The organism is Microbulbifer maximicatervae (SeqCode), assembly GCF_052467065.1.
In genome coordinates this window covers 3,973,886-3,986,559 of sequence record NZ_CP174299.1, presented here as the reverse complement: position 1 = coordinate 3,986,559, position 12,674 = coordinate 3,973,886, and the positions used below count along the sequence as shown (strand labels likewise).

Here is a 12,674-nt window from a genome sequence, read left to right as displayed (position 1 = left end):
ATATTGTTATTTATTGCATAAGAGCGCTGGTATGTTATGCGCCAGCGGAGAATCGTCCGGGGCCCGCCCCTTTCTCCACCATCAGCGCACAAAGGCAATGGAATCAAGCTGTTATGTATCGATACGACGACCGGGACCGCGCCATCATCAACGATCGCGTAGCCCAGTTCCGCGGCCAAACGGAACGTTACCTTGCCGGCGAGTTGAGCGAGGAGCAATTCCTGCCGCTGCGCCTGCAAAATGGCCTCTATATTCAGCGACTGGCCCCCATGTTGCGCATTGCCGTTCCCTACGGCCTGCTCAACAGTGCCCAGTTACGCCGCCTCGCTCGCGTAAGCCGCGACTACGATAAAGGCTACGCCCACTTCACTACGCGCCAGAACCTCCAGTACAACTGGCCGCAGCTGGAAGATGTACCCGCTATTCTCGATGAGCTGGCGGAAGTGGAAATGCACGCGGTACAAACCAGCGGTAACTGTATCCGAAATACCACCTCGGACCCCTACGCCGGCATTGCACTCGACGAGATTGCCGACCCGCGCCCCTACTGCGAGTTGATTCGCCAGTGGTCTACATTCCATCCGGAATTCGCTTTCTTGCCGCGCAAGTTCAAGATTGCCGTCAGTGGTTCAGAGCAGGACCGCGCGGCCATCCGCGTACACGATATCGGTGTGCAGATCGTCAAGCGCGGTGAAGAGATTGGCTTCCAGGTATTGGTAGGTGGCGGTCAGGGCCGCACACCGGTTATTGCCGAGACCATCCGCGACTTCCTGCCGGAAGAAGACCTGCTCTCTTACCTTGAAGCGATTGTCCGCGTTTACAACCAGCTGGGTCGTCGCGACAACAAGTACAAAGCGCGCATTAAAATTCTGGTCAAGGCCCTCGGCCCGGAAGAGTTCGGCCGCCGCGTGGAAGAAGAGTGGCAACATATTAAAGACGGCGCTGAAAAGTTAACCCAGGAAGCATTGGATTGGGCTAAATCCTTCTTCACAGCCCCGGAATATCGCGAGTTTGACGGATCAGCTGCTGAAGCTGCACTGCAACAACAAGCTGACAGCGACAAAGCCTTTGCCCGCTGGCTTGAACGCAACACCTACCCGCACCGGGTACCCGGTTATCGCGCGATTAAGTTGTCCACCAAACCCACTGGTGTCCCCCCAGGTGATGTAACCGATGCCCAATTAGAGGCTATTGCCGATCTCGCCGATACTTTTAGCTTTGGTGAAGCTCGGGTAACTCACGACCAGAATGTGGTACTCGCAGACGTCGAACAGGACAAACTGTTTGAACTCTGGCAACAGGCCCGCAAGCACGGTTTCGCCACACCGAATATCGGCACCCTGACCGATATGATTTGCTGCCCCGGCGGTGACTACTGCTCACTTGCCAATGCCAAGTCCATCCCGGTAGCCGAAGCCATCCAGCGTCGCTTTGACGATATGGACTACCTGTACGACCTGGGTGATCTCAACCTCAATATATCTGGCTGTATGAATGCCTGTGGCCACCACCACGTGGGACATATCGGCATCCTCGGCGTCGACAAAAAAGGGGAAGAGTTCTACCAGATTCAGCTGGGCGGCAGTGCATCCAACGAGGCCAGCCTGGCCAAGGTATTGGGCCCCAGTTTCTCCCGCGCTGAAGTGCCAGACGTGATCAGCAAAATCCTCGACCTCTATGTCGAGCAACGCCAAACGGAAGAGCCCTTTATCGACACCTACAACCGCATCGGCCTTCAGCCCTTCAAGGAGAGAGTTTATGCCAAAGCCAGCTAAACTGGGCCCACAGCCGGGCAACCCCGCAGAACTGATCATCGATGGTGAAGTAAAGACCAACGAATGGCAGCTGGTACCCCAACTGGAAGCGGGAGAGGAGTTGGACCCAAGCACCCTGCCCTCCGGCAAAATTATCCTGCCACTGCGACAGTGGCTGGCGCATCGCGATGCGCTGTCATCCCGCAGTGACGAAGTCGGTGTTTGGCTGGACAGTGAAGAAGGTGCCGAGCAAATTGCGGAAGAAGCTCCCAAATTGCCGGTAATTGCCGTGCACTTCCCGGCATTTGCCGACGGTCGAGGCTTTACCGCAGGCCGTATGCTGCGCGAGCGCTACAGCTTTACCGGAGAGTTACGCGCAGTAGGCGGGTTTATGCGAGACCAGCTGACCTATTTACAACGCTGCGGCTTCAATGCCTACGCATTTGAAGGCGAGCAGCCTCTGGCAAGCCTTAAAGACTCGATGAGCGATTTTGGCGATAGCTACCAAACAGGGGTAGACCAACCGCTGCCCATGTTCCGTCGCCGCTTCTAAAGCTCAATTTAGACCTCTGAATACTCAGAGGTCTAAATTTCCACTTCCATCACGCCTCCAACCCCAATCCATTAAGTGCAAACTCCAAAGAGGGTTCCACCTCCTTGAGTTCCCGCCCGGATCGCAATACCGATGCTGTGCCATGCAACAAGGTAATCAGGTACATAGCGCACTCCTCGGCACGCCGATCCAGCCCTATAGCCTGGGACTCTTTATCAAAACGAAACAAGTCAACCAGTTGCTTTACCGCTTCTGCGTCAGCAGCTTTTAAAGCGTCAATGGCATCAGAAGGCAAAGCATCACCGGCAGTTTCCGATAATCCAAACGCCAGATAACAACCCCTCGGGGTTCCCTCCCCGGCCTGTCCTTTAACGGTAGCCAGCAAATAACTATGCAATCGCTGCCGCAACGGCACTCCCTCTTCCGTCAGGAACTGCATACGATCTTTGGCATATCTATCCAGGTACTGCCCCAATGAAAGAACAAACAGTTTCTCTTTATTGCCAAAAGAAGAATACAGACTTGGCTTATTAATCCCCATAGCCTTGGTCAGGTCGGCCATTGAGGCGCCCACATAGCCCTTTTTCCAAAAGACTTTCGTTGCTGATTCCAGCGCATGCGCCTTATCAAACTCCGGCTTGCGACCCGCCATTGGCAATCTCCCAAAAATTGTTTTGACAATATTGTACCGATCGGTAAGACTTAGCTCAAACCTTACCGATCGGTACAATATTGATCAACCCTTCACAGGAGAACAGAATTGAGCATTTCAATCGAAGGAAAAACTGCCCTTGTAACTGGAGCAAACCGCGGAATTGGCAAGGCAATTGTCGAGCGCTTTCTTGACGGTGGCGCAAAAAAAGTCTATCTGGCCGTTCGCAACCCAGAGACAACGACAGAGCTGACAGAAAAATATGGCGACAAAGTAATCACATTGGAACTCGATGTGGCAAAAGCCCAAAGTGTAGGGGCGGCGGCAAAGGCGATTCAGGAATTGGATATTCTGGTGAACAATGCCGGGGTACTTGCGCCCGCAGACCCGCTTAGCGACCATGTAGAGGACTCTCTTAAGCAGGAACTGGAAGTGAATACCTTTGGGCTTGTTCGTGTAGCCAAAGCATTCACCCCCCATTTGGAAAAGAGCAAAGGCGCCCTGGTACAAATGAATTCGGTAGTATCCTTGCGTACCTTCCCACACGTTAGCACCTACTCCGCATCCAAAGCCGCCAGCTACGCAATTACCCAGGCACTTCGAGAAACGCTTCAGGAGCGAGGCGTACAAGTATTGAGTGTTCACCCCGGCCCCATCAAAACAGATATGGCCAAACAGGCTGGGCTGGAGGACGGAGAATCCCCCAGTGCAGTGGCTGAGGAAATTGTTGGCGCGCTAAAAAATGGGGATTTTCACCTCTTCCCGGATGCCATGTCGCAGACTTTTGAAGCCGCTTATCAGAGCTTCTCTGATTCGGTGATCACCGCAGACCTTAGCGAATAACACGACCGAAGATTGTCTGAGTAAGAAGTAACACAAGCCTCGAAGGAACCCGATCTAGGGTTCTTTCAAGAGGCTGGAGAATTCCTCTGAAGCCATAACGGGTACAAACTCAGTGATCGTAAAAGTCGACGCCCCATGTTTTGTGAAAGGGTCTTCTTCCAGAACCTTTCGCAGCACTTCCTCAGAGGGATGACGTGAAATAATTATCGCGCCAGTTCTAGGCTCTTTCGCTCCCCCAAAAAGCAGGTCTCCCGATTTATAGTGTCCCTCCAGGTAGCTCACATGCTCCGCCATTAACTCTGGGGTCAGTTTTTCTAGATCCGGGAAATTCAAGTTCACTAAAAACATAACGTCTCCCCCCTCCTTAGGGGCCATATATCAGCTGTTTACACCACTTTAAGCTTGCAGAAATAGCCTCCACCAATCTAATAGATAGCAAATCTTTCCACCTTGGCGATAGAGGATAATCCCCAAGCAGTAGTTTAAATGGAAACCATCGGAAATTGATGATCGGGCATCATTTAATTTAATGGTGCCATCAAGTACCTTTCTTTAGGCAATAGTGTTAACTAGAAGATACTTCAGATTAATCAAGTTACATGTGGCCTGAAGAGCTTCATCTGCCTTCCAGGCTATGGTATCCCCCTCAAAGCCACATACCAAACTCCACTCAAAACATTTGGGGATTAATGAGATGGCACTCCCTCTTTGAGCTCACTCTTAAGACTGTTAATGCGAACTCATCTTTAGAAGGTGTAAAAACTGTTCAGAGGCCATAACAGGCTCAAATTCGGTTAGCGAATAAACTGCCACTCCACTTTTTATAAAAGGGTCCTCATCCAGCACTCTCTGCAATGCTTCTTCACTGTTGTGGCGAGAAACAATAACCCCTCCAGTCCTGGAATTTTTCCTTCCTCCAAAGAGCAAACTTCCAGACTTATACTCTCCTTCCAGATAAAGCCTATGCTCCGCAGTCAGTTCTGGGGTTAGCTTTTTCATATCCTTAAAATGCATATCCACTAAAAACACACCCATTCCCTCTTCTCTAAAAACACTATAAGATTGCTACTGATTTCGTAGCAACTGTAACGCTACTAATTTAGAAGCGCAAGAACTATGGCAACTCCTCTACCGAAAAAAACTGTCAGAGGCTCGACTAGCGGCATAGCCATCATGGCTGTATTCGATCTGCTCGGGCGAAAATGGAATATGAGAATACTGTGGGAACTGAGGAACAAACCCCGGAGCTTCAGGGAACTCCAAGCCCAGTGTGATGCCATGTCCCCTTCGGTACTAAATACAAGAGTCAAACAGTTGAGCGAAGCTAAATTGATTAATAAGTGTACGAATGGATATCAACTGACAGATCTAGGTGTTTCGCTAATGGAAACCCTTGATCCTCTGAGGGAATGGGCTAATAACTGGGAGGAATCCCTCAAGGCCTAATAGACACTCTGTAAAAGCCAAAACCCAAGAGCCTTGCAGCCTAGATGCCGCTGGGTTCTTGGAGGCAGGTCAACTATCGCGAAAAAATGGACTGAATCGATGGGGCAGTCTCATTATCACTCGCATCATGCGCTAGCGAAAACGAATAATATTTATCGCCGCGCAAATCAAATCTACGAATAATTCTGCCAAACAATGCACCTGCTCACCATCAAGGGTAAATGAGGGTTCAATCTCTTTAGAAGTCAACAAACCACTGCTCTTAAGGGCACCCTTATGAGTTACCTTTTTGTGCCCGTAAGTAGCGAGTCATGGGGATTGCAGGGAGATAAATTGAGAGAAATGTGATTTTCAGAAGTTTCCTTAACCCAAAAACAGCTGTGCGCTGCATCCCCTACTTTTGATTGTTAAGGTCACATTTCTGGCATTTTTTCAAATTTTTGTAATTTCGGGTCCATATAGTCCCAAGATGCACCACTACCAGCATATACCACCATTGTCGGGTTGAATTGCTCCAGGTCATGAAGACTTCCAGCGCGGATAAATTCAAACTGCGGCATACCGCTATTTTCCGCATAAATATGCGAACCGCAGCGAGGGCAAAAACCTCTCCTTACTGTATTGCCGCTATCTGTCTGCTTCTCATGAAATGCAAGATCGCCGCTAATGGCTAAGCTTCCGCGAGGAATAGCAATGTTAGCGATGTGTCCAGCCCCACTAATTTTCTGACAATCTGTACATTGGCAATGACCCGCCATTACCGGCTCTTCAGAGCAAGAATAACTAATATAACCGCACAGGCATTCTCCAGATATTTTGGACATAAATTTCCCCTGTTACTTACGAAGTTGAAGTAACCTTAGCCTAAATCAATAACTTCAACTTCGCAAGTAACTAGGCTAGTATTTCATTTTCTGGCAGTAAGAGTGTGAGCATGAGTCCTGATAATCAATTTTTACGTTCGGGATGCCCTATCGTGAACGGACTGGACGTATTCGGCGATAAATGGACATTAGTTATTCTAAGAGACTTACTGTGTGGTAAAGAGACCTATAGCGAGCTAGCTGACTCACCAGAGAAAATACCAACCAACAGACTCGCAGAAAGATTAAAAATGCTAGAAGCAGAGGGAATGTTGGTGAGGGTACAATATCAATCAAAGCCAAAGCGATATAAGTACCTGCTAACACAGAAAGGCAAGGATGTCTTACCGATTCTTCAGGCAATCGCCAAATGGGGAAATACATATTTTGAAGGCTCATGGATTCCCCCGAAGTGGTTTATGGGAACCTAACCCTTTGATTCGGGGCCAGAAGCGCAACAATTCCGCAGGACAAAGCTAAGCTGAAAATTTAGCAATAACAGCAACTTTTATGCATTTTTACTCCGAAATTGCTCTCCATAAATGGCCAGAAGCTTATGATATTGACTCTGCCTGTTATGCCCCCCCAATCTCATTAAGAAACCCTCCTGAATCACTAACGAACCTGGCGGCAGTTGATACTAAGAATATACTGTGTTACTGGAACACTTTTGCCCCTAAGGGCCCGGCAGCTCAGTGCCGCCAGACTCTATGGATCAGCTCAACTATAGAGACAAAATAGACTGAACCGCTGCGACAACCTCATTATCACTCGCATCATGTGCTAATGAAAACGAATGATATTCATCGCCCCGCAGACCAAATCTGCGATCAATTTCAGCCAAACAGTGCACCTGTTCACCATCAACGATAAAGGAGAGTTCAATCTCTTTTGACGTCAATAAGCCACTACTCTTAAACTCTATCTCCTGGTAGCAACCAGACCGGGAGACAAAATTGCTTCCACGCAAATGCCCCTTTTCAACATCCGCTTTTACCATTTTAAAGCCACTTTCCTCGATCATGGAAAGTACCTTCTCTACAACGGGTAAAGGTCTTATCCGCAAAGGATCCCTGTCTTTCGGATCCAGCGCAAAATCAATATCCAGGGAAGTTTCCAGCCACACATAGCTTTTATTTCTACGGGTGTTTAAAACAGTAACTGGCGTCTCTTCATGCAACGCCAACTGAAAAGGAACTTCCCGGCTCTCTCCAGCGCCAATAGTGAAAGGGTCCTGTACCTGTAATTCATTCAGTACAAAACGCTCATGGCTTACACCTTCATCGGTCTCCACTTTGATCTCGGTGCAGAGCTTTAAACTTATAGCATCCACCTGCTGGTCGATATCACCACCAATGATATGGATAGCCCCTTCAATGATTCCACCCTGAACTTGCTCAGAGTTTTGTAGAACTGTATCAACTTTAGCTGCACCAATACCTATTGACGCTTTGAGTTTTTGAAACATAGACATACTTGGGGTACTCACCTAACCAAACAACCTGGCCTTAAAATATGGACTTCAACCTATTTCTTAGCCCAATAAATAGAGTCCAACATTAACATAAATCCAATTTAGGTAATACCAGGCCCAATAAGTTCATTTATGTCTTGAACTTCTACATAAATAATTGATAACACCTATACCTACCTCTACCAGGTTCAGGGAGAGCTTGCCTGATTAAAAAGAGACATTTTTATTACATATTTCCCCCAACAGTAAAAAATTCAATGCTTGAATAAGGCCACTTACTTTTTCTAAATGTGTCATTTTTCGTTGGAATATCGGCAAAATCCTAACTGTTGTTAAGAAAATTCCAGCAGTACCATAGTATCTGAGCCCTATTTATACCGAAGAAGTAAAAATATGATCAGAAATAATTTCAAAATTACACCTTCTCACACCTACATCATACTGCAAGGGCTAGACCACTATCTGCAGCATCAGAAGTCGATAACAAACCAAAGGTAGATTGTAAGTTTAAATCTGCAAATTGAGACTCTCCATCTCAGCCACTACGTATAGAAACTCCATCTACAGAAAATTGAGAATAATCAATCTAGGGTACTCCTATTCACTTAGAACCCCCTAGAAACATCTCTCAAACCATTAAGCAAGGTTATGCACATTTTAATTATTTACGATGGAAAACCGGGCCATCTCAGTCCTTCGCTGGGGCTATACCAGCTACTCTCCCGCCACTCCAAGGGCAAATACTCTTATGAAATCACCACCAGTAAACCAGTTTTAAAGGCCCTAAACAAACCAATAAGACTATTGACTCGACATCTCGCCATAAACGCACACAAATTTATCATGCTCTTTCACAGAAACCCCTCCTTCAAAAGAAAACCAGATCTAATTATTTCCTTTGGTGGGAATAGCGTCGCTGCGAACGTTGCACTAACCCAAAAAATACAATGCATGAATATTGCCATAGGAAATATTTACAGCTTCAGGAAAACCGATTTCTCTCTAACCCTATCTACCAAAGAGGATATTAAAAAATCAAGGCAATACCTTCCGTTTAGCCGCATAGATGTAAATTTATGCAATGCATTGGGCGACAACTTAAAGAAGAAACACCACAAACCCTTTTACACTTTACTTATCGGAGGCAATGGAAGCGGCTATAAATACACGCGGAAAGATTATATAGACTTGATAGAAGAGCTAAAAAAAATAGCGACTTCTCAAAACATTTCATGGCTAATTAGCACCTCAAGAAGAACCCCTAAATATGTGGCTGAGCTAATTGAAAGCAACATGCCATTTGATACATGCTTTAACTTGCTAGATTATGAGGCCCCCAACGCCAGCCTCGAAGAAATACTCGGCGCAAGTGAAACTGTCTTTATAACCGAAGACAGTTCATCAATGATTTCTGAGGCCCTTGCCCTATCTAAACCCATATATACTTTAGTCCCCCAAGAGAATAACATCTACGGAGTCCACAAAACTCTCATTAATAAACTTTACAGTGAAACTTATATAAAGAGGATGGAGATTTTCGAACTGGCCAAGACCTTTAATGATTCTCTATCAAAAGATTTCAACTTAAATTATGGATACCATTCTAAAGCAAGATACGATGAAATCATCTCTGCGCTTGACACCAGTAGCAATGGTAAGTGAGCGATCTCAACCCCTTAAATTGACCATCATAACGATAGAGACTTCAAGACAAAGATCTATTGATATAAAAGCTAAGACAAACTTTTAACAGTAGGAGTTCCTGCATATTCAAACTAGTCACTTACTGTGGCGAAAACTACCAACAGCAAATAATATCCTCTCCAGCCTCACCAAGCGAGTAGAACTTCATCAAAAGCCAGCCTAAACTTTAATCTATACATTCACTGCCAACTCACAATTAAAAATATCGTTCTAAAAAATACAAGTAAGTATTTTGCGTGGAGAGCCAACCCCACAATATCCAGTATACTGTTAAAATGAGCCCATATCTTCCAGAGACCTTCTCAACAACCCCTTAATATAGTTGATGCGGCCTCCAAATTTAATTATTTCAATTTCTTCTTGGGAAAGATCATTTTCCAACCAAACCTTAATACCTTTTGTCACATTTCTCAGCTCTAGCATCTTGTTACCCCCTGTACAGCTTGAGAGGTCATAAAATTGAAGTTGATCATCTTTACTAAAGGCGTCAAAATCGCTTGGATTACAAAATGTTAAAATGAGAATTCCGTGGTCAATAAGATTTTTGCGATAGAGTCCAGCTACACTTTTGGCTATGACGCAGCGCACTCCCAAGTATCGCAATGTAATTGAGGCATGCTCCCGGCTCGCCCCATGACCTAAACTGTTGCCAGCAATAAGAAATATATCCTCCTTGGTGCTCAAAGCCCGCTGATAAAAAGATTCATCTACACTTGAAAAAGCAAAGCGGCTTAACTCTGGAACATTTGACCAATAAGGCAAAGCATCCGCACCTCCGGGAATAATATCATCGGTTGAAACATTATCCTCCAGCTTTAAAAGCGCAGGGCCTTCGATCACACTTAACATTTTTTCCAAAACTGGCAAAGGCTTAATGTTAGGGCCCTTTCTCACCTCAACTTTCACTGGTATTTCCTGCGGTGGCTCCAATAGTGATCGCATATCCATTAGATGTTCAGGCTCTTCAAATACCGGATAATCCATGTCTAAATTTCTGGGGTCAGTTATTTTTCCTTTCAGGGCGCTGGCCGTCGCAGTCTCTGGGCTGCATAAATAGAATCTATCTTCTTTAGTTCCCGAACGCCCAGGGAAATTTCTCGGCACAGTTCTAAGACTATTGTGCCCGCTAGCTGGGGCTTGCCCCATACCGATACAGCCACCACAGCCGGTTTCATGCAAATAAGCCCCTGCACCAAGTAGTTTTTCAAGGTCACCATTATGAGTCAGCTCATGAAGTAGTTGGCGCGACGCGGGATTGATATCTAAAGAAACCTCGTGCGGTACAAAGAGACCATTTATCATGCGGGCGGGAATAGAAAAATCACGCAACCCAGGGTTAGCCGAAGAACCGATATAGCTCTGAGAAACTGGCCTACCTTCAACTTCACGAACTTTAACAACCTTATCCGGCCGCGAGGGGCAAGCGATCATTGGTTCAATTTTCGATAGATCTAAAGTTGCAACCTCATCATAGGTTGCATCCTTATCGGCAAGCAACTCGACAAAGTCGTTCTCGCGCGACTGCTGCCGCAAGAAAACCCTCACTTGATCATCAGCAGGAAAGACACTTGTTACAGCCCCCATTTCCTGCCCCATATTGGCGATTACGTGACGATCCATTGCTGTAAGGTTTGCCAATCCAGGGCCGTGATATTCAACGATCTTGTTCCAGCAACCTCTCAATGTATATCTACGTACAAGTTCCAAAATAACATCTTTAGCGCTTACCCATGGCTGTAGCTCCCCCTCTAAACGCACCCCCAAAATAGTTGGCATTACCAGAGAGAGCGGAAATCCCATCATTGCAAGCGCAACCTCAATTCCTCCGGCTCCTATTCCTAACATACCTAACGAGCCCGCAGCACATGAGTGGCTATCCCCACCTAAAAGGGTTTTACCGGGGATACCAAAACAAGCCATATGGATAGGATGACTAATACCATTTCCTGGTCGCGAGTACCATATCCCGTAGTTTCGGCAGGAACTTTGCAGGAACACATGGTCATCACCATTCTTATGGTCTGCCCTCAATACATTGTGATCCACATACTGAGCGCATATTTCTGCTTTCACCTGCCTCGCCCCCAAAGCTTCAAGCTCCAACATCACTAACGTGCCGGTAGCATCCTCACTGAGGACTTGGTCAATTTTAAGCTCGATAACACTTTGGGGAGCCATATTCCCTTTGACCAAATGATTTTCAATTAATTTTCTAGTTACGTTTAGGCCTGTCATTAAGTTACACTAACGAACACTATTACTTACCCACCTAGACAACTTATTGGCCTAGCAATTCTGTTTTCGTTATCGATATAACTAGAAATAACGCATTAGTATAAATAATTATCCATTAGAATAATTAAATATATTTAGAAGCCCAAATCAAAGAAACTATTTTCATCTAAAACATGCACACCCAACAGCTTTCACAGCACCTCAAACCGCCTCATACGATAGAAAACTTCACCTTTCGGCACTACCAGATTGCTTGTCCCGTACAAGCATCAAGAAGAATTACCCTTGCGGAATGTCTCATATAGAGAAATACCCAGCATAACCATGTTAATATTCAATTAATAGGAAATCCCAACAGGATATTCGGAATTGAAAGTTTTACTTCTACCAGGACTTGATGGAACAGGAACATTGTTTTCAGGTTTGATTAAGGCACTGCCAAAACAATGGACAACCGAAACTATCTGCCTTTCCAAGCTCCCAGGGGATAGTTACCTGGCTCAAGCTCAATCAATCGCCAAGAGCTTTCTCAATGAGAAGACTCACATTATTGCTGAGTCCTATTCAGGACGAATTGCATATGAGTTATCCCTCTTAGCTCCCGAGAAAATTTTAAGCATTACCTTTATAGCTAGCTTTATAAGCTCTCCTTCGCTACTATCCAAGGCAGCACAACTAGCTCCAATCTCGCTTATAGACTGCCCATCTTTAACCAAAATCACACTAAATTTTTTTGGTTTCAATGGCAAAGGCAGTGACATACTCATTGACAGCACCTATAACGCCCTACTAAACACCAACAGAGGCAAACTAAAGCAAAGGCTTCACAATATCGCCTCGATTTCCCAACCATCCCAAAGATTGGAAATCCCTGCCGTCTATATCCGCCCGGATAGAGATCGACTTGTAAGTAAAAAAGCTGTCATCGATATATCTGCGATCTACATCAACCTCAATGTAATTGATATTCCTGGTGGGCACTTTATTGCTCAGGCACACCCCAACAAAGTCGCGAGAGTTATTATAAATTTTGCAGAAGGATTATTACCACCCTAACTTACCTCTCAATTAACGATCATATGGCGAACAATTCCACAAATAATCTCACCTTAGAATCTAAACTGATATTCGTTCATAAAGTACCCCTTAC

General features: G+C 45.8%; 13 protein-coding genes. 7 read left to right on the top strand and 6 right to left on the bottom strand.

Features of this window, described 5'->3' with window-relative positions; genetic code table 11:
- The first annotated feature begins 113 nt into the window (after positions 1-113).
- On the top strand, positions 114-1,775 hold the full coding sequence (locus ACJJI1_RS17645; protein WP_444905527.1) for a nitrite/sulfite reductase: 1,662 nt from the start codon (positions 114-116) through the stop codon (positions 1,773-1,775).
- Positions 1,759-2,307, top strand: a complete 549-nt coding sequence (locus tag ACJJI1_RS17640) for a DUF934 domain-containing protein (RefSeq protein WP_444897573.1) — start codon at positions 1,759-1,761, stop codon at positions 2,305-2,307. Before ACJJI1_RS17645 ends, ACJJI1_RS17640 begins: the two co-directional genes overlap by 17 nt.
- 49 nt (positions 2,308-2,356) lie before the next feature.
- Here the strand turns inward: ACJJI1_RS17640 and ACJJI1_RS17635 are convergent, their stop codons facing one another.
- Positions 2,357-2,959 carry a TetR/AcrR family transcriptional regulator gene (locus ACJJI1_RS17635; RefSeq protein WP_413665502.1) on the bottom strand — a complete coding sequence of 201 codons (603 nt, stop codon included), beginning with the start codon at positions 2,957-2,959 and terminating at the stop codon, positions 2,357-2,359.
- Between the two features lie 108 nt (positions 2,960-3,067).
- On the opposite strand from ACJJI1_RS17635, the gene ACJJI1_RS17630 reads away from it, so the two are divergent.
- Positions 3,068-3,802, top strand: a complete 735-nt coding sequence (locus ACJJI1_RS17630; RefSeq protein WP_444897575.1) for an SDR family oxidoreductase — start codon at positions 3,068-3,070, stop codon at positions 3,800-3,802.
- Between the two features lie 54 nt (positions 3,803-3,856).
- Here ACJJI1_RS17630 and ACJJI1_RS17625 read toward each other — a convergent pair whose 3' ends face one another.
- Both ACJJI1_RS17625 and ACJJI1_RS17620 read right to left on the bottom strand, forming a co-directional pair.
- Positions 3,857-4,150 (bottom strand): YciI family protein, encoded by a 294-nt coding sequence (locus ACJJI1_RS17625; RefSeq protein WP_444930831.1) that lies wholly within the window; start codon positions 4,148-4,150, stop codon positions 3,857-3,859.
- A gap of 381 nt (positions 4,151-4,531) precedes the next feature.
- Positions 4,532-4,831, bottom strand: a complete 300-nt coding sequence (locus tag ACJJI1_RS17620; protein WP_444957452.1) for a YciI family protein — start codon at positions 4,829-4,831, stop codon at positions 4,532-4,534.
- Positions 4,832-4,918: 87 nt separating this feature from the next.
- Between ACJJI1_RS17620 and ACJJI1_RS17615 the strand changes: the two genes are divergently transcribed.
- Positions 4,919-5,248 (top strand): winged helix-turn-helix transcriptional regulator, encoded by a 330-nt coding sequence (locus ACJJI1_RS17615; RefSeq protein ID WP_444957451.1) that lies wholly within the window; start codon positions 4,919-4,921, stop codon positions 5,246-5,248.
- A gap of 413 nt (positions 5,249-5,661) precedes the next feature.
- Here ACJJI1_RS17615 and ACJJI1_RS17610 read toward each other — a convergent pair whose 3' ends face one another.
- Complete coding sequence (locus ACJJI1_RS17610; protein ID WP_413665497.1) at positions 5,662-6,072, bottom strand: GFA family protein; 411 nt, start codon at positions 6,070-6,072, stop codon at positions 5,662-5,664.
- A gap of 110 nt (positions 6,073-6,182) precedes the next feature.
- Between ACJJI1_RS17610 and ACJJI1_RS17605 the strand changes: the two genes are divergently transcribed.
- Positions 6,183-6,542 carry a winged helix-turn-helix transcriptional regulator gene (locus ACJJI1_RS17605; protein ID WP_444957450.1) on the top strand — a complete coding sequence of 120 codons (360 nt, stop codon included), beginning with the start codon at positions 6,183-6,185 and terminating at the stop codon, positions 6,540-6,542.
- Positions 6,543-6,835: 293 nt separating this feature from the next.
- Here ACJJI1_RS17605 and ACJJI1_RS17600 read toward each other — a convergent pair whose 3' ends face one another.
- Positions 6,836-7,585 carry a sporulation protein gene (locus ACJJI1_RS17600; protein WP_444957449.1) on the bottom strand — a complete coding sequence of 250 codons (750 nt, stop codon included), beginning with the start codon at positions 7,583-7,585 and terminating at the stop codon, positions 6,836-6,838.
- A gap of 648 nt (positions 7,586-8,233) precedes the next feature.
- Between ACJJI1_RS17600 and ACJJI1_RS17595 the strand changes: the two genes are divergently transcribed.
- Entirely contained in the window at positions 8,234-9,247 is a 1,014-nt protein-coding gene (locus tag ACJJI1_RS17595; RefSeq protein ID WP_444957448.1) for an ELM1/GtrOC1 family putative glycosyltransferase, read from the top strand.
- Positions 9,248-9,559: 312 nt separating this feature from the next.
- Here the strand turns inward: ACJJI1_RS17595 and ACJJI1_RS17590 are convergent, their stop codons facing one another.
- The gene (locus ACJJI1_RS17590; protein ID WP_444957447.1) at positions 9,560-11,524 is read right to left on the bottom strand and encodes an aconitate hydratase; all 1,965 of its coding nucleotides are present in this window, start codon (positions 11,522-11,524) and stop codon (positions 9,560-9,562) included.
- Between the two features lie 369 nt (positions 11,525-11,893).
- Between ACJJI1_RS17590 and ACJJI1_RS17585 the strand changes: the two genes are divergently transcribed.
- A complete protein-coding gene (locus ACJJI1_RS17585; RefSeq protein WP_444957446.1) occupies positions 11,894-12,580 on the top strand; it encodes an alpha/beta fold hydrolase in 687 nt (228 codons plus the stop codon).
- Positions 12,581-12,674: the final 94 nt, after the last annotated feature.

Coding starts and splice junctions, on each gene's coding strand:
- ACJJI1_RS17645 (WP_444905527.1), top strand. CDS start 114: ATGTATCGATACGACGACCGGGACCGCGCCATCATCAACGATCGCGTA.
- ACJJI1_RS17640 (WP_444897573.1), top strand. CDS start 1,759: ATGCCAAAGCCAGCTAAACTGGGCCCACAGCCGGGCAACCCCGCAGAA.
- ACJJI1_RS17635 (WP_413665502.1), bottom strand. CDS start 2,959: ATGGCGGGTCGCAAGCCGGAGTTTGATAAGGCGCATGCGCTGGAATCA.
- ACJJI1_RS17625 (WP_444930831.1), bottom strand. CDS start 4,150: ATGTTTTTAGTGAACTTGAATTTCCCGGATCTAGAAAAACTGACCCCA.
- ACJJI1_RS17615 (WP_444957451.1), top strand. CDS start 4,919: ATGGCAACTCCTCTACCGAAAAAAACTGTCAGAGGCTCGACTAGCGGC.
- ACJJI1_RS17610 (WP_413665497.1), bottom strand. CDS start 6,072: ATGTCCAAAATATCTGGAGAATGCCTGTGCGGTTATATTAGTTATTCT.
- ACJJI1_RS17605 (WP_444957450.1), top strand. CDS start 6,183: ATGAGTCCTGATAATCAATTTTTACGTTCGGGATGCCCTATCGTGAAC.
- ACJJI1_RS17600 (WP_444957449.1), bottom strand. CDS start 7,585: ATGTCTATGTTTCAAAAACTCAAAGCGTCAATAGGTATTGGTGCAGCT.
- ACJJI1_RS17595 (WP_444957448.1), top strand. CDS start 8,234: ATGCACATTTTAATTATTTACGATGGAAAACCGGGCCATCTCAGTCCT.
- ACJJI1_RS17590 (WP_444957447.1), bottom strand. CDS start 11,524: ATGACAGGCCTAAACGTAACTAGAAAATTAATTGAAAATCATTTGGTC.